This window comes from Mesorhizobium norvegicum, assembly GCF_004919685.1.
Classification (GTDB): Bacteria; Pseudomonadota; Alphaproteobacteria; order Rhizobiales; family Rhizobiaceae; genus Mesorhizobium; species Mesorhizobium norvegicum.
In genome coordinates this window covers 20,921-41,909 of sequence record NZ_SMYZ01000042.1, presented here as the reverse complement: position 1 = coordinate 41,909, position 20,989 = coordinate 20,921, and the positions used below count along the sequence as shown (strand labels likewise).

General features: G+C 62.4%; 22 protein-coding genes and 1 tRNA gene. 17 read left to right on the top strand and 6 right to left on the bottom strand.

The window, feature by feature from the left end; all coding sequences use genetic code 11:
• Positions 1-25 precede the first annotated feature (25 nt).
• The 9 genes from FCU66_RS17805 to glpK all read left to right on the top strand — a co-directional run bounded on the left by FCU66_RS17805 (position 26) and on the right by glpK (position 10,194).
• The gene (locus tag FCU66_RS17805; protein WP_136618996.1) at positions 26-793 is read left to right on the top strand and encodes a DeoR/GlpR family DNA-binding transcription regulator; all 768 of its coding nucleotides are present in this window, start codon (positions 26-28) and stop codon (positions 791-793) included.
• 127 nt (positions 794-920) lie between these two features.
• A complete protein-coding gene (gene glpD, locus FCU66_RS17800; RefSeq protein WP_136618997.1) occupies positions 921-2,447 on the top strand; it encodes a glycerol-3-phosphate dehydrogenase in 1,527 nt (508 codons plus the stop codon).
• 42 nt (positions 2,448-2,489) lie between these two features.
• Positions 2,490-3,569: an ABC transporter ATP-binding protein gene (locus FCU66_RS17795; RefSeq protein ID WP_136618998.1), complete on the top strand. Its 1,080-nt coding sequence runs from the start codon at positions 2,490-2,492 to the stop codon at positions 3,567-3,569.
• 10 nt (positions 3,570-3,579) lie between these two features.
• Positions 3,580-4,647, top strand: a complete 1,068-nt coding sequence (locus FCU66_RS17790) for an ABC transporter ATP-binding protein (protein ID WP_136618999.1) — start codon at positions 3,580-3,582, stop codon at positions 4,645-4,647.
• Positions 4,648-5,514 (top strand): carbohydrate ABC transporter permease, encoded by an 867-nt coding sequence (locus tag FCU66_RS17785; RefSeq protein ID WP_057145738.1) that lies wholly within the window; start codon positions 4,648-4,650, stop codon positions 5,512-5,514.
• A 1-nt stretch (position 5,515) separates the two neighbouring features.
• Positions 5,516-6,439 carry a carbohydrate ABC transporter permease gene (locus FCU66_RS17780; RefSeq protein ID WP_136619000.1) on the top strand — a complete coding sequence of 308 codons (924 nt, stop codon included), beginning with the start codon at positions 5,516-5,518 and terminating at the stop codon, positions 6,437-6,439.
• A gap of 67 nt (positions 6,440-6,506) precedes the next feature.
• Positions 6,507-6,794: a DUF2160 domain-containing protein gene (locus FCU66_RS17775; RefSeq protein WP_057145740.1), complete on the top strand. Its 288-nt coding sequence runs from the start codon at positions 6,507-6,509 to the stop codon at positions 6,792-6,794.
• A gap of 78 nt (positions 6,795-6,872) precedes the next feature.
• Positions 6,873-8,600, top strand: coding sequence for an ABC transporter substrate-binding protein (locus FCU66_RS17770; RefSeq protein ID WP_057145741.1), 1,728 nt, complete (start codon positions 6,873-6,875; stop codon positions 8,598-8,600).
• Between the two features lie 97 nt (positions 8,601-8,697).
• Positions 8,698-10,194 (top strand): glycerol kinase GlpK, encoded by a 1,497-nt coding sequence (glpK, locus tag FCU66_RS17765; protein WP_136619001.1) that lies wholly within the window; start codon positions 8,698-8,700, stop codon positions 10,192-10,194.
• 49 nt (positions 10,195-10,243) lie between these two features.
• Here glpK and FCU66_RS17760 read toward each other — a convergent pair whose 3' ends face one another.
• Positions 10,244-10,741, bottom strand: coding sequence for a BA14K family protein (locus tag FCU66_RS17760; RefSeq protein ID WP_136619002.1), 498 nt, complete (start codon positions 10,739-10,741; stop codon positions 10,244-10,246).
• A gap of 303 nt (positions 10,742-11,044) precedes the next feature.
• Between FCU66_RS17760 and FCU66_RS17755 the strand changes: the two genes are divergently transcribed.
• Positions 11,045-11,120, top strand: a tRNA-Lys gene (locus FCU66_RS17755).
• 4 nt (positions 11,121-11,124) lie between these two features.
• Here FCU66_RS17755 and dprA read toward each other — a convergent pair.
• From dprA to FCU66_RS17735, 4 genes are read right to left on the bottom strand one after another with little or no spacing between them, the layout of a single operon-like run.
• Positions 11,125-12,255 carry a DNA-processing protein DprA gene (dprA, locus tag FCU66_RS17750; protein ID WP_136619032.1) on the bottom strand — a complete coding sequence of 377 codons (1,131 nt, stop codon included), beginning with the start codon at positions 12,253-12,255 and terminating at the stop codon, positions 11,125-11,127.
• 17 nt (positions 12,256-12,272) lie between these two features.
• Complete coding sequence (gene plsY, locus FCU66_RS17745) at positions 12,273-12,860, bottom strand: glycerol-3-phosphate 1-O-acyltransferase PlsY (protein WP_136619003.1); 588 nt, start codon at positions 12,858-12,860, stop codon at positions 12,273-12,275.
• Positions 12,861-12,918: 58 nt separating this feature from the next.
• Positions 12,919-14,205 carry a dihydroorotase gene (locus tag FCU66_RS17740; RefSeq protein ID WP_136619004.1) on the bottom strand — a complete coding sequence of 429 codons (1,287 nt, stop codon included), beginning with the start codon at positions 14,203-14,205 and terminating at the stop codon, positions 12,919-12,921.
• Positions 14,202-15,167 (bottom strand): aspartate carbamoyltransferase catalytic subunit, encoded by a 966-nt coding sequence (locus tag FCU66_RS17735; RefSeq protein WP_056587495.1) that lies wholly within the window; start codon positions 15,165-15,167, stop codon positions 14,202-14,204. The genes FCU66_RS17740 and FCU66_RS17735 overlap by 4 nt, the downstream gene beginning before the upstream one ends.
• Before the next feature lie 177 nt (positions 15,168-15,344).
• Here FCU66_RS17735 and FCU66_RS17730 point away from each other — a divergent pair, with 177 nt between their 5' ends.
• From FCU66_RS17730 to FCU66_RS17720, 3 genes are all read left to right on the top strand, one after another.
• Positions 15,345-16,973 (top strand): DNA alkylation response protein, encoded by a 1,629-nt coding sequence (locus FCU66_RS17730; protein WP_136619005.1) that lies wholly within the window; start codon positions 15,345-15,347, stop codon positions 16,971-16,973.
• Positions 16,974-17,168: 195 nt separating this feature from the next.
• Positions 17,169-17,726 (top strand): hypothetical protein, encoded by a 558-nt coding sequence (locus tag FCU66_RS17725; protein ID WP_136619006.1) that lies wholly within the window; start codon positions 17,169-17,171, stop codon positions 17,724-17,726.
• Entirely contained in the window at positions 17,726-18,067 is a 342-nt protein-coding gene (locus tag FCU66_RS17720) for a DUF6105 family protein (protein WP_136619007.1), read from the top strand. The genes FCU66_RS17725 and FCU66_RS17720 overlap by 1 nt, the downstream gene beginning before the upstream one ends.
• Here FCU66_RS17720 and ruvX read toward each other — a convergent pair.
• Positions 17,985-18,491 carry a Holliday junction resolvase RuvX gene (ruvX, locus tag FCU66_RS17715; RefSeq protein ID WP_013531790.1) on the bottom strand — a complete coding sequence of 169 codons (507 nt, stop codon included), beginning with the start codon at positions 18,489-18,491 and terminating at the stop codon, positions 17,985-17,987. The genes FCU66_RS17720 and ruvX overlap by 83 nt on opposite strands.
• Positions 18,492-18,613: 122 nt before the next feature.
• Between ruvX and FCU66_RS17710 the strand changes: the two genes are divergently transcribed.
• From FCU66_RS17710 to gatC, 4 genes are all read left to right on the top strand, one after another.
• On the top strand, positions 18,614-19,321 hold the full coding sequence (locus FCU66_RS17710; RefSeq protein ID WP_136619008.1) for a metal-dependent hydrolase: 708 nt from the start codon (positions 18,614-18,616) through the stop codon (positions 19,319-19,321).
• Between the two features lie 54 nt (positions 19,322-19,375).
• The gene (locus tag FCU66_RS17705; RefSeq protein ID WP_168991931.1) at positions 19,376-19,762 is read left to right on the top strand and encodes a hypothetical protein; all 387 of its coding nucleotides are present in this window, start codon (positions 19,376-19,378) and stop codon (positions 19,760-19,762) included.
• Positions 19,759-20,616 carry a radical SAM family protein gene (locus FCU66_RS17700; RefSeq protein WP_246093936.1) on the top strand — a complete coding sequence of 286 codons (858 nt, stop codon included), beginning with the start codon at positions 19,759-19,761 and terminating at the stop codon, positions 20,614-20,616. The genes FCU66_RS17705 and FCU66_RS17700 overlap by 4 nt, the downstream gene beginning before the upstream one ends.
• Positions 20,617-20,696: 80 nt before the next feature.
• Positions 20,697-20,984 (top strand): Asp-tRNA(Asn)/Glu-tRNA(Gln) amidotransferase subunit GatC, encoded by a 288-nt coding sequence (gene gatC, locus FCU66_RS17695; RefSeq protein WP_056587510.1) that lies wholly within the window; start codon positions 20,697-20,699, stop codon positions 20,982-20,984.
• Positions 20,985-20,989 lie beyond the last annotated feature (5 nt).

Here is a 20,989-nt window from a genome sequence, read left to right as displayed (position 1 = left end):
GAAAAACGAAAACGGGAGGTTGCCTATGTATCTGTCGCCACGCCATGCCGAAATCATCCAGATGGCCAAGGATCATGGTCGCGTGTTGGTCGATGACCTCGCCACCCACTTCAATGTGACGCCGCAGACCATACGCAAGGATCTCAACGATTTGTGCGACCAGCGGCTGCTTTCGCGCATCCATGGCGGCGCCTTGTTCCCGTCCGGCATCGAGAACATGGAGTATGAGGCGAGGCGCAAGATTGCTGCCGACGAGAAGGAGGCGATCGGCCGTGCGGCAGCCAGGCTGATCCCCGACAATGCCTCGCTGTTCATCAACATAGGCACCACGACCGAGTCGGTCAGCAAGGCGTTGCTCGATCACACCGGACTCATGGTCATCACCAATAACATCAATGTTGCCAATAGGATGCGGATATATCCCTCGATCGAGGTGGTGATCGCCGGCGGGGTTGTGCGCGGTTCCGATGGCGGCGTGGTCGGCGAAGCGGCGGTCGACTTCATCAGGCAGTTCAAGGTCGACTATGCGGTGATCGGCGCGTCGGCGATCGACCATGACGGCGCGCTGCTCGACTTCGATTTCCGCGAGGTCAAGGTGGCGCAGGCGATCATCGCCAATGCAAGGCATGTCATCCTGGTTTCCGACCAGACCAAATTCGAGCGAACCGCACCCGTGCGCATCGGCCACCTGTCGCAGGTCAACACCTTCATCACTGATCGTTGCGACATCCCGTCGGTGCGCAAGATCTGCCAGGAGGCCGAGGTTCAACTGATCGAGACGTCGCTCGCCTAGGCGGTTTTCGACCCGATATCACGCGCTCGTGATATTTCGTTTGACATTCGTTATCATTTCGAAATAATTCCGACACGGTTTCGTAAAAGCCCAAAAATGGTGCAATGCGAAATCGCTGGAGGAATTTGTGGACGCATCTCCGATCCGTGACATTTTCGTCATTGGGGGCGGCATCAATGGCTGCGGTATCGCCCGCGATGCCGTCGGGCGTGGCTTTTCCGTCTTTCTCGCCGAGATGAACGACCTGGCCAGCGGGACCTCCTCTGGCTCGACCAAATTGATCCATGGCGGCCTGCGTTACCTCGAATTCTACGAATTCCGCCTGGTGCGCGAGGCGCTGATGGAGCGCGAGGTTCTGTGGAAGAACGCGCCGCATATCATCTGGCCGATGCGCTTCGTGCTGCCCTATGCCAAGGGCCTGCGCCCGGCCTGGCTGATCAGGCTCGGTCTCTTCCTCTACGACCACATTGGTGGGCGCAAATTGCTGCCGGCGACCAGGACGCTGGACATGGCCAGGGATCCAGCCGGCAAGCCTTTGAAACCGCTGTTCAAAAAGGCCTTCGAATATTCGGATGGCTGGGTCAATGATGCGCGGCTGGTGGCGCTGAACGCGCGTGATGCCGCCGATCGCGGCGCAACGGTCCGCACCCGCACGAAAGTGGTCGGCGCGCGCCGCGAAAACGGTTTGTGGACGGTCCAGATCGAGGACCTGCAGACCGGCGAGACCGAGGAGATCAAGGCGCGCCTGCTGGTCAATGCCGCGGGACCCTGGGTCGATCATGTGCTTTCCGGCGTTGTCGGCCTCAACGATGTGCACAATGTCCGCCTCGTGCAGGGCAGCCACATCGTCATCGCCAAGAAATTCGACGATCCGCGCGCCTATTTCTTCCAGAACAGGGATGGCCGCATCATCTTCGCCATTCCCTATGAGGAAGAGTTCACCCTGATCGGCACCACGGACCAGGATTACCCCGGCGATCCGCATGACGTGAAGATCAGCGACACCGAGATCGACTACCTCTGCGCCGCGGCAAGCGAATATTTCGCGCAACCGGTCAAGCGCTCGGACATCGTCTGGACCTATTCGGCCGTCCGCCCGCTCTACGATGATGGCGCCTCCAAGGCGCAGGAAGCGACGCGCGACTATGTGCTCAAGGCCGATGGCGGCGAGGGCGCAGCCCCGATCGTCAATGCTTTCGGCGGCAAGATCACCACCTATCGCCGGCTGTCGGAATCGATGCTGGAAAAGATCGAGGGCTTTCTCGGCAAGCGCGGCAAGCCATGGACGGCAAACGCGCCACTGCCGGGCGGGGATTTCCCGGCCACCGGTTTCGATGCCGAAGTGGCGAAACTAAAAACCGCCTATCCGTTCCTCGACGCGCGCCTGGCCCGCCGGCTGACCAGGCTCTACGGCACCCGCGCAAGGATGCTGTTGGGGCTGGCCAAATCGAATGCTGATCTGGGCCGTAACTTCGGCGCCGATCTTTATGAGGCCGAGGTGCGCTATCTCGTTCAAAACGAATGGGCTGTCACCGCCGAAGATGTATTGTGGCGCCGGACCAAGCGCGGTCTGCATCTCAGCCGCGAGCAGGTGGCGGCTCTCGATGAATTCATGCACGGCATAAGCCGGCGACATGTCGCGGCCGCCGAATGAAGAGGGGTTTGAGCTGATGCGGAAGGCCTGGGAGGAGGCGTCATGCTGGAACTGAGAAACGTCACCAAGACGGTCGGTGCGGTCGAGCATATCCGCGACGTGTCGCTGACGCTCCAGCACGGCTCGCTCAACGTCCTGCTCGGACCTACGCTCTCCGGCAAGACCAGCCTGATGCGGCTGATGGCCGGTCTCGATGTGCCGACCTCCGGTTCGATCTGGTTCGACGGCCAGAATGTCACCGGCGTACCGGTGCAGAAGCGCAAGATCGCCATGGTCTACCAGCAGTTCATCAACTATCCGGCGATGACCGTCTATGAGAACATCGCTTCGCCGCTCAGGGTGGCCGGCACCGATCAGGCCAAGATCGACAAGGAAGTGCGCAATGCCGCCGCGCTTCTCAAGCTGACACCCTATCTCGACCGCACGCCGCTTAGCCTGTCCGGCGGCCAGCAGCAGCGCACCGCGCTGGCGCGCGCCATCGTCAAGAACGCCAGCCTGGTCCTGCTCGACGAACCGCTCGCCAATCTCGACTACAAGCTGCGCGAGGAACTGCGCGCCGAATTGCCCAGGATATTCGCCGCCGCCGGCACCATCTTCGTCTACGCCACGACCGAGCCGCACGAGGCCCTGCTGCTCGGCGGCAACACGGCGACGCTTTCGGAGGGCAAGATCACCCAGTTCGGATCGACCATCGAGGTGTTCCGCAAGCCGGCCGACCTGGTGACAGCCAAGACGTTTTCCGATCCACCGCTCAACACCATCGTGCTTGCCAAGAAGGGCCGGGATTTCCTGCTCGAGGGCGGCGTGAACCTGCCGGTGCCGGCCGAGCTCTCCGGTATTGCTGACGCCATCTATACGATCGGCTTTCAGCCACATCACCTGTCGCTCGAGCGGCCCAACGCGGCGGCAGTGCCGGTGCGGGCCAAGGTGACGATCACCGAGATCACCGGGTCGGAGAGTTTCATCCATCTCGATTTCGCCGATGCGCGCTGGGTCATGCTGACCCACGGCATTCGCGATTTCGAGCCTGACGAAGTGGTCGAGGTGTTCATCGATCCGCGCCACATCATGGTTTTCGACGAGCACGGCCGCGCCGTGAGCGCGCCGAAGCTGGCGGCTTGAGAGGAAAGAGATGGCGCGCATCGACGTCAACCATGTCAGGCATTCCTATCTGCCCAACCCGCAGAAGGATGCCGATTTCGCGCTGCGGGAAGTGCATCACACCTTCGAGGATGGCGGCGCCTATGCGCTGCTCGGGCCCTCGGGCTGCGGCAAGACCACGCTGCTCAACATCATTTCGGGATTGCTGCACCCCTCACACGGCCAGTTGCTGTTCAACGGCAAGGACGTGACCAATTTGTCGACGCAGGAGCGCAACATCGCGCAGGTGTTCCAGTTCCCGGTCATCTACGACACCATGACCGTCTACGACAATTTGGCCTTCCCACTGCGCAATCGCGGCGTGCCGGAAGCCGATGTCGACCGCAAGGTGCGCGAGACGCTGGAGATGATCGATCTGGCGTCCTGGGCGAAGAAGAAGGCGAGGGGGCTGACCGCCGACCAGAAGCAGAAGATATCGCTCGGCCGTGGACTGGTGCGCTCGGATGTCAACGCCATCCTGTTCGACGAACCGCTGACCGTCATCGATCCGCACATGAAGTGGGTGTTGCGTTCGCAGCTGAAACAGCTGCACCGCCGCTTCGGCTACACCATGGTCTATGTCACGCACGACCAGACCGAAGCGCTGACTTTCGCCGACCAGGTCGTGGTGATGTATGATGGCGGCATCGTGCAGATCGGCACGCCGGCCGAACTGTTCGAGCGGCCGCGGCATACCTTCGTCGGCTATTTCATCGGCTCGCCCGGCATGAACGTCATGCCGGTGGCGATCGACGGCAAGACGGCAAAACTGGGTTCGCAGCGGATCGAACTGCCCGGCGTGCCAAAGGCCGGCAGCGGCGCCATCGAGCTCGGTATCCGTCCCGAATATGTCCGGCTCGGCCGCGACGGCATGGCCGTTTCGATCAGCAAGGTCGAGGATCTCGGCCGCCATAAGGTGGTCCGTGCCAATCTCGAAGGCCGCGAGATTGCGGCTGTCATCGGCGAGGACGAGACCGTGCCTGCCGATCCGAAGGTGCGGTTCGACCCGGCCGGTATCAACATTTATGCCGATTCCTGGCGCGTCGAGATGGGGGCATAGATGGAAAAGACCTGGAACAACAAGGCCTGGTTCCTGGTGCTGCCGGTGCTGGTGCTGGTGGCGTTCTCGGCGGTCATCCCGCTGATGACCGTCGTCAACTATTCGGTGCAGGACACGTTCGGCAACAACGTCTTCTTCTGGGCCGGCACCGAGTGGTTCGAGGAACTGCTCTCTTCCAGCCGCTTCTGGGAGGCGATGGTCCGCAACCTGATCTTCTCCTTCATCATTTTGGCCATCGAAGTGCCGCTCGGCATCTTCATCGCCCTCAACATGCCGAAAAAGGGCTGGGGCGTGCCGGTCTGCCTGGTTTTGATGGCGCTGCCGCTGTTGATCCCTTGGAACGTCGTCGGCACCATCTGGCAGGTCTTCGGGCGCAACGACATCGGCTTGCTCGGCTACTACGTCAATGCGCTCGGCATCGACTACAACTACGTGCAGGACCCGTTCGACGCCTGGGTCACCGTCATCGTCATGGATGTCTGGCACTGGACCAGCCTCGTCGTGCTGCTCTGCTATGCCGGCCTGGTTTCCATTCCGGATGCCTTCTATCAGGCGGCCAAGATCGACGGCGCCTCGCGCTGGGCGGTGTTCCGCTACATCCAGCTGCCGAAGATGAATCGGGTGCTGCTGATCGCCGTGCTGCTGCGCTTCATGGACAGCTTCATGATCTACACCGAGCCCTTCGTGGTGACGGGCGGCGGTCCCGGCAACTCGACGACGTTCCTGTCGATCGACTTGGTCAAAACGGCACTCGGCCAGTTCGACCTCGGTCCGGCGGCAGCCATGTCGCTGGTCTACTTCCTCATCGTCCTTCTGCTGTCATGGGTGTTTTACACCGTGATGACCAACTACGACGCGGAGCGCTGAGATGAGCGGCGCCAACGAAAGAACGACGAGGCAGGACAGAGTGAGCGAAACGACGGCTTCGGAAGCACTGGCCAGCGCAATGTCGCAGGACCAGATCGCGCGGCTGATGCGCCGCCGCGGCGAGGAATCGCGCTGGTGGTGGATCGTGCCGACGGTCTACATCATCGTGCTTTTGCTGCCGATCTACTGGCTCATCAATATGAGCTTCAAGACCAATGCCGAGATCGTCTCCTCGCTGACGCTCTATCCGCACCAGCCGACGATCGCCAATTACGTCACCATCTTCACCGATGCGTCCTGGTATTCAGGCTACATCAACTCGATCACCTATGTGGTGATGAACATGGTGATCTCGGTGGCGGCGGCGCTGCCGGCGGCCTACGCCTTCTCGCGCTATCGCTTCCTCGGCGACAAGCATTTGTTCTTTTGGCTGCTGACCAATCGCATGGCGCCGCCGGCGGTGTTCGCGCTGCCGTTCTTCCAGCTCTATTCGGCGTTCGGCCTGATCGACACCCACATCGCGGTGGCACTGGCGCACTGCTTGTTCAACGTGCCATTGGCGGTGTGGATCCTCGAAGGCTTCATGTCGGGCGTGCCGAAGGAAATCGACGAGACCGCCTATATCGACGGCTATTCGTTCCCGCGCTTCTTCATCAGGATCTTCATGCCGCTGATCGCGAGCGGCATCGGCGTCGCCTGCTTCTTCTGCTTCATGTTCTCATGGGTCGAATTGCTGATCGCGCGCACGCTGACCACCACCGACGCCAAGCCGATCGCCGCCACCATGACCCGCACCGTTTCGGCCGCCGGCATGGACTGGGGCCTGCTCGCCGCCGCCGGCGTGCTGACGCTGATCCCCGGCGCGCTCGTCATCTGGTTCGTGCGCAACTACATCGCCAAGGGCTTCGCCCTGGGGAGGGTGTGATGAAACAAACGCACGAGTTCATCCGCAACACCATCGCCAAGGGCTTCGCCCTGGGGAGGGTATGACCATGAATTTCGACCTCACCTGGATGGCGTGGACGTGGCCGACGGCGGCCTTTTTCGGAACCATCTTTCTGCTGCTGTGCGGCATGGCGGCGTGGGAATACGCCTCGCCGGGCGGCAATCCGCGCGTCGGCGTGCTGCGTTTCGAGACAACGCGCGGCGACCGTCTTTTCCTGTCGCTGCTTGGCAGCGCCTTTATCCATCTCGCTTGGTTGGGTCTTGTCGGATCCAACCTGTGGTGGGCTCTCGCTCTCTCCGTGGTCTACGCCGTTGGCGTGTTCCGCTACGTATAGAGGGGGAAACTGTTGGAGCGACCGCGTGCCGGCGGCCGCTCCAGATCGCACTTGAAACCTGTAACGTGGAGGAAACACATGCGACGGCAATTTTTAACATCAACGACTGCGCTTGTCCTGTTGCTCGGGGTTGGCAATGCCTATGCCGGAATGGACGAGGCAAAAGCCTTCCTGGACAAGGAAATCGGTCCGCTTTCGACGCTCGACCGCGCCGGCCAGGAAGCCGAGATGCAGTGGTTCATCGATGCCGCGAAGCCTTTCGCCGGCATGGATATCAAGGTCGTTTCGGAAACCATCGCCACGCACCAGTATGAATCCCAGGTGCTGGCCCCGGCCTTTACCGCCATCACCGGCATCAAGATCACGCATGACGTCATCCAGGAAGGCGACGTCGTCGAGAAGATCCAGACCCAGATGCAGACCGGCCAGAACCTTTATGACGGCTGGGTCAACGATTCCGACCTGATCGGCACCCACTGGCGCTACCAGCAGGTGCGCAATTTGACCGACTGGATGGCGGGCGAGGGCAAGGATGTCACCAACCCGAACCTCGACCTGAAGGACTTTATCGGCACCTCGTTCACGACGGCACCGGACAAGAAGCTCTACCAGCTTCCGGACCAGCAGTTCGCCAATCTCTACTGGTTCCGTTACGACTGGTTCAACGATGAAAAGAACAAGGCGGACTTCAAGGCCAAGTACGGCTACGACCTCGGCGTTCCCGTCAACTGGTCGGCCTATGAGGATATCGCCGAATTCTTCACCGGCCGCGAGATCGACGGCAAGAAGGTCTACGGCCACATGGACTACGGCAAGAAGGACCCGTCGCTCGGCTGGCGGTTCACCGACGCCTGGCTGTCGATGGCCGGCAACGGCGACAAGGGCCTGCCGAACGGCCTGCCGGTCGACGAATGGGGCATCAAGGTCGACGAGAATTCACGACCGGTCGGCTCCTGCACCGCGCGCGGCGGCGACACCAATGGCCCGGCCGCCGTCTACTCGATCCAGAAGTATCTCGACTGGCTGAAGGCCTACGCCCCGGCCGAAGCCCAGGGCATGACCTTCTCCGAATCCGGCCCGGTTCCGGCTCAGGGCGCGGTTGCCCAGCAGATCTTCTGGTACACCGCCTTCACCGCTTCGATGGTCGATGCCGGCGCCAAGGCAGTGCTGAACGACGACGGCACGCCGAAGTGGCGCATGGCGCCGTCGCCGCACGGCGTCTACTGGAAGGACGGCATGAAGCTCGGCTATCAGGACGTCGGTTCCTGGACATTGATGAAGTCGACGCCGACCGACCGCGCCAAGGCCGCCTGGCTCTACGCGCAGTTCGTAACCTCGAAGACCGTCGACGTGAAGAAGAGCCATGTCGGCTTGACCTTCATCCGCCAGAGCACGATCGACGACAAGAGCTTCACCGAGCGCGCTCCGAAGCTCGGCGGCCTGATCGAGTTCTACCGTTCGCCGGCCCGCGTCCAGTGGTCGCCAACCGGCACCAACGTGCCTGATTATCCGAAGCTGGCACAGCTTTGGTGGCAGGCGATCGGCGATGCGTCGTCGGGTGCCAAGACGGCGCAGGAAGCGATGGACTCGCTCTGCGGCGAGCAGGAAAAGGTGATGAGCCGCATCGAGAAGTCGGGCGTCCAGGGCGATATCGGCCCGAAGATGGCCGAAGAGCATGACCTCGCCTACTGGAACGCCGACGCGGTCAAGAAAGGCAATCTCGCTCCTCAGTTGAAGATCGAGAACGAGAAGGAAAAGCCGATCACCATCAACTACGACGAACTGGTGAAGAGCTGGCAGAAGTAACCTTGATGTTGGCGTTCGCGCCCGCATCATGAGAATAGGGGGAGGCGGCATCTTGCCGTCTCCCCTGTTTGTGTAAAAGACTAAGCGGGGAGGCAGAATGACCGGATACATCCTTGCCATTGACCAGGGCACGACATCGACCAGGGCGATCCTGTTCGACGACAAGATGAGGGTCGCGGGCAGCGGGCAACAGGAGTTCACCCAGCACTATCCGGCCTCCGGCTGGGTCGAGCACGATCCCGAGGATATCTGGGCGAGCGTCGTGTCGACCGTGAAGGCGGCGCTGAAGAACGCCGGTCGGACTGCTGCCGAGGTGGCCGCGATCGGCATCACCAACCAGCGCGAGACCGTCGTCATCTGGGACAGGGCGACCGGCAAGCCTATCCATAATGCCATCGTCTGGCAGGACCGGCGCACCGCGCCGCTGTGCCAGAAGCTGAAGAAGCAAGGGCTGGAGAAGAAATTCACGAAAAAAACCGGCCTGCTGCTCGATCCTTATTTTTCCGGCACCAAGATCGCCTGGATGTTGGACAAGGTGAAAGGTACCAGAAAGCGCGCCGAGAAGGGCGAGTTGCTCGCTGGCACCATCGACAGTTTCCTGATCTGGCGGCTGACCGGCGGCAAGGTCCATGCGACAGACGCCACCAACGCCTCGCGCACGCTGGTCTACAACATCGAGAAAAATGCCTGGGATGACGAGCTGCTGGCGATTCTCAACATCCCGGCAAAAATGCTTCCTGAGGTAAAGGACTGCGCCGATGACTATGGAATCACGGAGAAAAATCTCTTTGGCGCCGAGATAAGAATCCTCGGCGTCGCCGGCGACCAGCATGCCGCGACCATCGGCCAGGCCTGTTTCGAGCCAGGCATGATGAAGTCGACTTACGGCACCGGCTGCTTTGCGCTGTTAAACACCGGCAGCGACCTGGTGCGTTCGAAGAACCGACTGCTGACCACCATTGCCTACCGCCTGAACGGCAAGACGACCTACGCACTGGAAGGCTCGATCTTCATTGCCGGCGCCGCGGTGCAATGGTTGCGCGATGGCATCAAGGTGATCGGCAAGGCCGAGCAGAGCGGCAGACTGGCTGATGAAGCCGATCCGACACAGAACGTCTACCTCGTGCCAGCGTTTGTCGGGCTGGGCGCACCGCATTGGGATGCCGAAGCACGCGGCGCCATCTTTGGCCTGACCCGCAATTCCGGGCCGGCGGAGTTTGCCCGCGCCGCGCTGGAAGCCGTGGCCTACCAGACGCGCGACCTGCTCGACGCCATGCGCAAGGACTGGAAGGGCGCTTCGGCCAAGACCGTGCTGCGGGTCGATGGCGGCATGGTAGCATCGGACTGGACCATGCAGCGGCTGGCCGACATCCTCGATGCGCCGGTCGACCGCCCGACCATTCTCGAGACGACCGCGCTAGGCGCCGCATGGCTCGCCGGCTCGAAGGCAGGTGTGTGGCCGGATGCCAGGAAATTCGCGAAAAGCTGGGCACTCGAACGGCGCTTCCAGCCGGACATGGAGACGTCAACCCGTTCAGCCAAGCTCGCGGGCTGGCGGGATGCGGTGCGCAGAACCTTAAGCGTAAAGGAATAGACCCGCGCTGTTTCCGGCGCGGGTCTTTTACTCAGCACTTCGCTTAGGATCAGTAAGGCGAACGACATTCCTGACGGGGGCCGTAGTTCGGCTGGAACGTGTTGTCCGAAGAGCGGTAGCTGCGATAGTGATCGTAGCACCACTGCACATGCGAGTTGCCTTCATAGACACGGTTGTTTTCACTGTTGATGATCGCGCCGGTGATCAGGGCGCCAGTCGCGAAGGCAGCCAGCGGGAACCAGTTGTCGCCATGGCGACGATAGCCGCGATGGTATTCGCGATAGCCGCGATGGCCGTTCCAATACACGCCACGATCATTGTTGCGGGCAAAGTTCCGATTGCCGTTGAAATTGCGGCTGAAGTTGCGGCGATCGCCATGGTGCTTCTTCCATTGGAAATCACCGTTGCGAGCTTCGACGTTCAGAATATTTGACGAGGCCTCCGGTGCCTGCGGCACGAACATTTGCGCTGCATTGGCCGGCATGGCAGTCGCCGCGAAAGAAACTGACAGGGTGGTCGCCAGTATACCCGATACGATCTTGTTCATTATTCTCTCCTTCGAAAGGGTGATTGACGTCCCTTGTGGCGAGGAAACGGGCGAGGTGGCCTATAGTTCCCCTCGAAAAGTCAAGTTGCTGATTTGTAATGTTTCTCCGGCCCGCTGGCGACGCGGCTGACCGGTCGCGCAATCGCTCTGCCAGGGCGGTGCCTCTCATGATCGAAGCGGCCGCTCAGACCCGGTGGTCGTGCTGGAAAAGCCGGGCGTGCGAATGCTGTTTTTCCGGTTGACCGGTCGCGGCACTCTCCCTATGTTCCGCGCAATTTCGAGGGCCACCTTTCGCGCCCGCGGGAGCGCGTAGCTCAGCCGGTAGAGCAACTGACTTTTAATCAGTAGGTCATGGGTTCGAATCCCATCGCGCTCACCATTGCTCACTCATTCGCAAACACCAGCGAGACATTGCCCCCGGCATGGCGCTCGATGCGGCCGGCGAGATCGAGTTCCAGCAGGACCATGAAGACCTGGGCCGGGTGCAGGCGAGTGTGGCGGATGATCTCGTCGACCGCCACTGGTGTCGGGCCGAGTGCCTTGATGACTCGGGCGCGGTCGCTTTCGCCGGGCGGTGGTGTGGCCGAGAAGTCGGGCGGCTCTTCGAACGGCGGCACGTCGGGCGCTCGCATGCCGGTCAGCGGGGCGATCGCCCGCGAAATGTCCGACGCCTCGGTGACCAGGGTGGCGCCATCCTTGAGCAGGCCGTTGGTACCGGCGGCGCGTGGATCGAGCGGTGAGCCCGGCACGGCGAAGACCAGTCGTCCCATTTCCCCGGCAAGCCTGGCGCTGATCAGGGATCCAGAGCGTTGCGCTGCCTCGACCACCACCAGCCCAAGGGCCGCACCCGCGACAAGACGGTTGCGGCGCGGGAAATCCTGGGCGCGCGGCTGCCAGCCGAACGGCATTTCCGAGATGACGGCGCCGCGCGCGGCAATTTCCTCGCACAGACCGGCATTTTCAGGCGGGTAGGGCAGGTCGAGGCCTCCGGCCAACACGCCGATCGTGCCGGTCGCCAGACTGCCCTGATGCGCCGCGGTGTCGATGCCGCGCGCCAGGCCGGAGACAATTGCGTAGCCGTCGCGGCCAAGATCGGCCGCCAGCATGCGCGCCATCTTGATGCCGGCCAGCGATGCGTTGCGCGCGCCGACAATCGCGACCCCCGGCAGCCGGAACACGGCGGCATTGCCTTTGACCGCCAACAGTGGCGGCGGATGATCCATGCTGCGCAAGAGTTGGGGATAGTCGGGTTCACCGATGCCGACAAAGCGCGCGCCGGCCTTTCGGGCTGTTTCCAGTTCGGCCTCGGCTTCGGCAACGGACGGGATGCGGGCGATCCGACGGGCGCCGCCCGAAATCATCAGTTCCGGAAGCATCTCCAGCGCCACCTCGGCCGAACCGAAGCGGTTGATCAGGTCGCGAAAGGAGGCGGGGCCGACATTCTGGGTGCGGATCAGCCGCAGCCAGCTCAGCCGCTGCCGGTCGCTGAGACGCGGCCCGGCCGGCTCGCTCACCGCGGTGGCGCGATCGTTCACCCCTTGGCTCCGATCTTGCCTTCGGTGCCGGCAAGCAGGCGCGAAATGTTTTCCCGGTGCTTGATGAAAACGATGATGCTCATCACCACGAACAGGGCGGCAATCTGCGGCGTGCTCAGGACATAGAGAGCGATCGGCACGATAACGGCCGCCGTCAGCGCTGCCAGCGAGGAGTAGCGGAACAGGAAAGCCATCACCAGCCAGACGACGGCGAAGATCAGCGCCACCTGCCAGGCCAGGCCGATCAGCACGCCGAGATAGGTGGCGACGCCCTTGCCGCCCTTGAACCCGAGCCATACCGGGAAGAGATGGCCGAGAAAGGCGCCGAGACCGGCCCAGATCGCCAGTTCAGGCGCGAAATGGCCAGCAACAAGCACGGCGGCCGTGCCCTTCAGCGCGTCGAGCAGCAGCGTCGCGGCGGCAAGGCCCTTGTTGCCGGTGCGCAGAACATTGGTGGCGCCGATGTTGCCGGAGCCGATCTTGCGCACATCGCCAAGGCCGGCTGCGCGGGTGAGCAGCAGCCCGAACGGAATCGAGCCGAGCAAATAGCCGAACACCAGCGCCAGGATGAAGTTGTAAGTCATTGTTTCCCCCGCATTTCCCCCAGTCTTGCTGGATCAGACGCGATGTACAGCGACCAGCTCAGACGGAAAACACTGTGCGGCCCGCAACCAGCGTTTGCAAGACCTTGCCTTGCAGCCGCGCGCCTTCGAAACAGGTGTTTTTCGAGCGCGAACGAATGCCGCTTTCGCTGACGATCCAGGGTTCGTCGAGATCGACCAGCGCAAGATCGGCGACAGCACCCGGCTTCAGCGTGCCGCCGGGCAGTCCGAACAGTTTTGCCGGAGCGGTGGACAAGGTCTCGATCAGCCTCAGCAACGGCACGTCGCCATTGTGGTAGAGCCGCAAGGCCGCGCCCAGAAGGGTCTCCAACCCGATGGCGCCGGCCGCCGCATCGGCGAAGGGCAGGCGCTTGGTGTCGACATCCTGCGGATCGTGCGAGGAGACGATGATGTCGATCGTGCCGTCCCTGACCGCCTCGATCATCGCCAGCCGATCTTCCTCGGCGCGCAAAGGCGGCGTCAGGCGAAAGAAGGTGCGGTATTCGCCGACATCGTTTTCATTCAGTGACAGATTGTGGATCGCGACGCCTGATGTGACGGCCGCACCATCGGCTTTCGCACGCGTGACAGCGTTTGCCGCCATCGCCGTCGAGATCTTTGCCGCATGGTACGAACCGCGCGTCAGCCGTGCCAGCGCAAGGTCGCGCTCCAGCGGGATGGATTCGGCTTCACGCGGAATGCCGGAAAGGCCGAGCCAGCTGGCGTAGAGGCCTTCGTTCATCACGCCGGACGAACCGAGGTCGGCATCCTGCGTTTCATGCACGATGGTGGCGCCGAAGTCGCGCGCATAGGTCAGCGCACGGCGCATCACCAGCGCGCTCGATATGGTGTGGCGGCCATCGGTGAAGGCGACGGCGCCGGCCTCGCGCAGCAGGCCGAACTCGGTCATCTCGCGCCCGTCGAGGCCCTTGGTGATCGCCGCCGCCGGAAAGACATTGACGCTTGCCGTGTCCTTGGCGGTGCGCAGCACGAACTCGACCAGCGCGACATTGTCGATCACCGGATCGGTATCGGGCATCATGACGATGGAGGTGACGCCGCCGGCTGCCGCCGCGACACTCGCGGACGCTATGGTTTCGCGATGTTCGCCGCCCGGTTCGCCGATGAAGACGCGGCCATCGATCAGGCCTGGAATGACGGCCTTCCCGGCGCAGTCGATGACGGTTGCGCCCTCCGGCGCGCCCTGGTTCAGTGCTGCCTTGCCTGCGGCGACGATCTTGCGGCCCTCGACGATGACAGCGCCGACTTCGTCGATGCCGCGCGAGGGGTCGACGATGCGGGCGCGCTCAAAGACCGTTATGCTCATGCGCCGCGGCCCTCATGATTGCGGCGCGGGTCGAGCAGCGCTTCCATGACGGCCATACGCACAGCAACGCCCATCTCGACCTGTTCCTGGATGACGCTTTGCGGACCATCGGCGATTTCCGAGGCGATCTCGACGCCGCGGTTCATCGGCCCGGGGTGCATCACCAGCGCATCGTCCTTGGCCGCCTTCAGCTTCTCGGCATCGAGGCCGAAATAGCGGAAATATTCGCGCACCGAAGGCACGAAGGCGCCTTCCATGCGCTCGCGCTGCAGGCGCAGCATCATCACCACGTCGGCGCCCTTGAGGCCTTCGGCCATCGAACGGGTGACGATGACGCCCATTTTTTCGATGCCGGTGGGCAGCAGCGTCGACGGCGCGACGACGCGCACCTGCGCGCCGAGCGCGTTGAGCAGCATGATGTTCGAGCGCGCCACGCGCGAATGCAGGATGTCGCCGCAGATGGCCACGATCAGCTTCGACAGCGGACCCTTGGCGCGGCGGATGGTCAGCGCGTCGAGCAGCGCCTGTGTCGGATGCTCATGCGCGCCGTCGCCGGCATTGACCACTGAACAGCCGACCTTCTGCGCCAGAAGCGCGGCAGCACCGGCCGACTGATGGCGGATGATCAATATGTCGGGGCGCATGGCGTTCAGCGTCATCGCCGTGTCGATGAGCGTTTCGCCCTTCTTCACCGAAGAGCTTGCCACCGACATGTTCATGACGTCGGCGCCGAGCCGTTTTCCGGCCAGCTCGAACGACGACTGCGTGCGCGTCGATGCTTCATAGAAGAGGTTGATCTGGGTGCGGCCGCGCAGCGTCGAGGTTTTTTTCTCGGACTGCCGTGAGATCGCGACCGCTCGATCCGCCCTGTCGAGCAATAGCTCGATGTCGGCGGGCGAAAGATCGCGGATGCCCAGAAGATGGCGGTGAGGATAGAGTGGCAGGGACGAAGCGTCGGTCATCTCAAGGCGCTGCTATAGGGTGGAGATATTGCGGCTGCAAGCGCCAGCTTTGGATTGCAGCCGTTCTCCCCGGTATTTTCATCGCGCGCGCTGCAAGGCTTGGCTATATCTAGCCGACGGCCTCGGATTCGTGGCTTTCTGACGACAAGGGCCTTTCTACCGATAGAAGGATTGGGCGTGACCGACGACGTGACGAACCAGCCGCCGCCGCTGACGGGCGGCAACGCCTGGCGGGGGGATCCGTTGCTGATCCAGCTCGCGGAGCGCTTTTCCGATCCGGTGCGCAAGGATCTCGACGGGCTCGGCCGTTTCGTGCTGACGCAGGAGGCGCAGGAACTGGCCCGCCTCGCCAATGTCGAGACACCGAAGCTCAGGACACATGATCGCCAGGGACGGCGCATCGACGTGGTCGAGTTCCATCCCGCCTATCATGCCTTGATGCGCCGCTCGGTGGCCAACGGGCTGCATTCCTCGGTGTGGGAAAACGGCGACGCCGAGATCGGCCGTCGCCATCAGGTCCGCGCTGCCCGGTTCTATCTGACAGCGGAACTTGAGACCGGGCATCTGTGCCCGATCACCATGACCAACGCTTCGCTTGCCGCCTTGATGGCCAGCCCAAAATTGTTTCGCGAATGGGCGCCGCGTGTGACGACGCGCAAATATGACCAGAGCCAGAAGCCACCGGTCGAGAAGACCGGGCTGACGCTCGGCATGGGTATGACCGAGAAACAGGGCGGCACCGATGTGCGTGCCAATGTGACGAGGGCGGAACGCGCCGGCAGCGGGTTCTATCGCCTGACCGGACACAAATGGTTCATGTCGGCGCCGATGTCGGATGCGTTCCTGGTGCTGGCGCAGGCGCCGGAGGGACTGTCGTGCTTCCTCGTGCCGCGCGTTCTCGGCGACGGCACGGGCAACGGCTTCCGCTTCCAGCGGCTGAAAGACAAGCTCGGCAACCGTTCCAACGCGTCCTCCGAAGTAGAATTTGTCAACGCCATCGGTGAGATGGTCGGCGAACCGGGTGCAGGCGTGAAGACGATCATGGACATGGTCACCCTGACCCGGCTCGATTGTGCCATCGCATCGTCGGCGATCATGCGCGCCGGCCTCGCCGAGGCCGTCCATCACGCGCGCCACCGACAGGTGTTCGGCTCAACCTTGATCGAGCAGCCGCTGATGCAGCGCGTGCTGGCCGACATGGCGCTCGATGTCGCCGCCGCCACCGCACTGTCGTTCCGGCTGGCGCGGTCCTTCGACGAGGCGGCCAGCGATCGAGGTGAAGCGGCGTTTGCCCGCGCCATGACGCCGGTCGTCAAATACTGGGTCTGCAAGATCGCGCCGCCGCTGCTCTACGAGGCGATGGAGTGCCTCGGCGGCAACGGCTATGTCGAGGAGGCGCCACTCGCCCGCTATTATCGAGAAGCCCCGGTCAATGCGATCTGGGAAGGCTCGGGCAATGTCATGGCGCTCGACGTGCTGCGCGTGCTTGGCCGCGCGCCCGGCCTGTTCGAGGATGTGCTGGCCGGCATCGACCGCGATCTCGGCGCCGGCGGGCGCGGCACGATCGGCGTGCTGAAGGCGGCGATGCAGGTCGCTTCAACCGACGAAGGGTCGGCTCGGCTGCTGACCGAACAGTTGGCGTTGTCGGCGGCGGCGGCGGAATTGCGCCGGCTGGGGGCAGGGCGGATCGCCGACGCTTTCGTCGAGACGCGCCTGGCTGGCCAGTGGCGCAACACCTACGGCATGCTCGATTCGCGCCACGATGCGCGCATGATCATCGACACGCTCTATCCACCGGTGAATTGAGCCCGCGAGCATCGCAAAAACCGGCGCCATCCACAGTTTTGAGGCGTTGGTCTGTATCCTCACGCGTATGGCTAATCGCCGTTAACCTTAACAAATGGTTTCCGTTGCGGTGACGAGCGGCAAAGCCCACTGTCTTGGCGAAAGCAGGGAATGGTTCAAATTGGCCGTCCCTTGCTTTGCGAAGCAGGAACACCGATGCGACAGGTACTGACCTCTTTTCTGGCCTTGCACTGGGCGATCGTTTTCGCCCTGCTTGCGCTCATCTGCATCGACGGAAACCGCGGTGTGGCGGCGGCGCTCGGTGTGTTGGGTGCCACAATGGAGGGCACCCGCTTCGTCGACCTCGACAATGTCGTCGTCGTGGCGCCGCTTGCCACCGCATTGCTTGTCGTCGCGGTGCTGTTCTTCTGGGCCTTTGTCGAAGCCCTGATCAACGACGCGACCAGCCCGGGCGCCGACAGCGTTGCCCGCATCGCCTTCATCTCCGCGTCCGGCGTGTTGTCGCTGATCGTTGTCGGAGGTGCTGCGCAAAGCATCAACGGGCTGTTCATGGTTGTCGCCGTGCAGTTGGCAGCACTTTTGGCGTCCTATGTCGCCATGCTTGCCGAGCGGCGGTCCGTGGTTGCGGCAGCTGCTTCGGGCGAGGGCGAGGTCCGCGCCGTCGCGCACGGCATGGCAAAGGCCGCAGCCCACAATTCGCTGCTTTCACTCATATCGGGCCGGACAGGGTCCAATCCCAGGGGAGGCCGCTGATGCGATACATCTTCGCATCCTGGGCGGCCCCGATGGCGTTTTTCTGGGGCTGGTTCTATCTGTCGGCCAATGACATCAATTTCGGCTACACGATGCTCAGCCGACAGATGCATGACTTCTTTTTCCAGCTCTATGGTCAGATGCTTGGCATCGACCCGGCGATCATCCCCGGCATGGTGGCGAAGACGTGCATCTTCGACGGGTTTCTGCTGATCGCGCTTTGGGCATTCCGCCGTCGCCGCGAAATCGCCGGCTGGGTCAAACAGCGCTGGGCGGGTCCGGTTCCGTTCGAGCGGATGCGTGGAGCGACTGAAGCCGGTCCAAAACTCCCTGCAGAATAAACGCGGCTGCCGCCGAATCGATCTTGCCAGCGCGCTTGCGTCGCGAGAAATCCATCTCGATCAGCGTCCTTTCGGCCGCGACTGTCGATAGTCTTTCGTCCCAGAGCACGAAGGGCAGGTCGCTCATCTGTGCCATGTTGCGGACGAAGGCGCGCGATTTCTGCGCACGCGGCCCTTCCGACCCGTCCATATTGATCGGCAGCCCAATCACCACCGCGCCGGCATTCTCCTTCTGCAGCAAGGCGAGCAGCACCGCTGCATCGAGCGAGAATTTCCTTCGCATGATGACCGGGCGCGGATGGGCGAAGGAAAACCTCTGGTCCGAGACCGCGACGCCGATCGTCTTGTCGCCGAGGTCAAGCCCGGCCAGCGTTTTGCCGCCGGCCAGCCGCGCCGGCAATTCCTCTATCGTGATAATGCCCAACGGCCGTCCTCGCCTTTCACCACCACGTGTTTTGTCAAACGCGCAACGGACACAGTAACCCTTTGATCTCGGGGCTATCGGCGTTCTATCTTCTGGCAAGCCAAAAATCGAGGAATGCATTCATGAAACTGACCTGGTACGGCCACTCGGCCTTTCGCATCGAAACGGCCGACGCCAAGATCCTCATCGATCCCTATCTGATCGGAAATCCGTCCTGGACGGGCGGCTGGGAGGGACCGGCTGAGGGGATCACGCATGTGCTGCTGACGCATGGCCACAGCGACCACATCAGCGGCGCGCTGGAAGTGCTCGGCAAAAGCGGCGCCCAGCTGGTCGCCAATTTCGAGATCTGCATGTATCTGGTCGGCAAGGGCGCCAGCGACAAGAAGATCAATCCCGGCAACATCGGCGGCACTGTCGATTGCGGCAGCTTCACCACCACTTTCGTCCAGGCCCTGCACTCATCCTCGTTCCCGGGCGAGGGCGGCCAGAACACCTATCTCGGCAATCCGGGCGGCCTCGTCCTGCATTTCCCGGAAGACAAAACGCTCTATCACATGGGCGACACCGACATCTTCTCCGACATGGCGCTGATCAACGAGTTGCATGAACCGAAGATCGGCATCGTGCCGATCGGCGACCGTTTCACCATGGGCGGTGCGGTGGCGGCACTTGCCTGCCGCCGCTTCTTCAAGTTCGACACCGTGGTTCCCTGTCACTTCGGCACATTTCCGATGATCGATCCGACCGCCGATAAGTTCGAGGCCGGCCTGGAAGGATCCGGTGTAAAGGTGGCGTTGCCGAAAATCGGTGAGACGATTACGATCTAGAAACAGCTAAAGCGGAATAAATCCATGGTGTTGGGGCGATCTCTTTGCGTTTCCATGTTTGTCGCGGCGTCGCCCGCGCTCGCCGCGGATGATTTCATCGAAGGCGTCTACCTTCAGTCCGAGGAGCTTTGCACGCAGGCCAAAAAGGACACGCTGCAAACGCTGATCGACGCCGGCAACATCGTGCTTTCGGCGCGCGGGCTGCAGGGCGTCGAATACAATTGCGAGTTTCTGCAGATCAGCAAGGCGACGGCTTCGCCGAGCTGGGCGGTGACGGCCATCTGCCAGGAACCGGGCTATGTCTTCCCGGATGTCCTCTCGGTGACGCAAATGAACGCCAAGCAAGTCGACCTCGTGTCGGTTCGGCCCGTCGATGACGAAAGCGAGGCAAGCGGCAACAGTGGCAGCTACTATCTGTGCGACGGCGTTGCCCTGCCATGACGATGCTGCAACGTGTCAGTTCGCTTTTTCGCGGCGAGCGGCCTGTGTTCCGAAAACTGGAACTGCATGTCGCGCATGGCTGCAATCTGTCCTGCGAAAGCTGCTCGCACTATTCCAATCACGCCCATGCCGGCACCGTCTCGCTCGAGGAGGCGGACCGCTGGATGGGACTGTGGAGCCGACGCGTGTCGGTGACGCGCTTCAGCCTGCTTGGAGGAGAGCCCAGCATTCATCCGCAACTGCCGGGCTTTGTCGGGCTGGTGCGGCGGCACTGGCCGCGTGCCCACATTGAAATTGTCAGCAACGGCTTCTTCCTGCATCGTCACCCGTCGCTGCCGGCGATCCTTGCCGCCGATCCCGATGCACGGCTGGTCGTGTCGGTCCATCATGATTCCGAGGAGTACCGGGAGAGACTGAAGCCGGTTTTCGACTTGCTGGAGGGATGGCAGCGGAACCACAAATTGCGTCTCGAGATACGCCCTTCGGACAAGAACTGGACCCGACGCTACGAGGGCTTTGGCAATGCCATGTTGCCATTCGAGGACGGTGACACTCGCGCCAGTTGGGAAATCTGCCCGGCTCGCCACTGCAAGCAACTGCATGACGGGCAAATCTGGAAATGCGCGCCGCTGGCCTATCTGCCGATGCAGAAGGCGAAATACCGCCTTTCCGAGAAATGGGATCCCTATCTGGCCTATCGGCCGCTTGAACCGGGCTGTTCCGAGGCCGAATTGCAGGCGTTCGCCGCGCTCGAGGATGAGGACGCGTGCGGCATGTGTCCGGCAAAACAGCGCTTTTTCGAATTGCCCAACCCTTTGCGTCGTCCCAAGGACCGTGTGAGCACCGCAGCCTAGCCCAACGTCCAGCACGATGCATGTTGCGCAGCGCGCGCGGCGCCGCTATAGCCCGAACTGGTTTTCCCCGAGGCAGAAACATGTCCGTAGATCTTCAGACAGTGAAGCGCGTCGCGCGTCTCGCCCGCATCGCGGTGAGCGAAGAAGATGCAGAACGCATGACCGGCGAGCTGAACGCCATTCTGGGCTTCGTCGAACAGCTGAACGAGGTCGATGTCTCGGGCGTCGAGCCGATGACCTCGGTGACGCCGATGGAGATGAAGAAGCGCAGGGATGTCGTCACCGACGGCGGCAAGGCGGCCGACATCGTCGCCAACGCGCCGGCGACCGAAGAGAATTTCTTCCTCGTGCCGAAGGTCGTGGAGTAACCGGC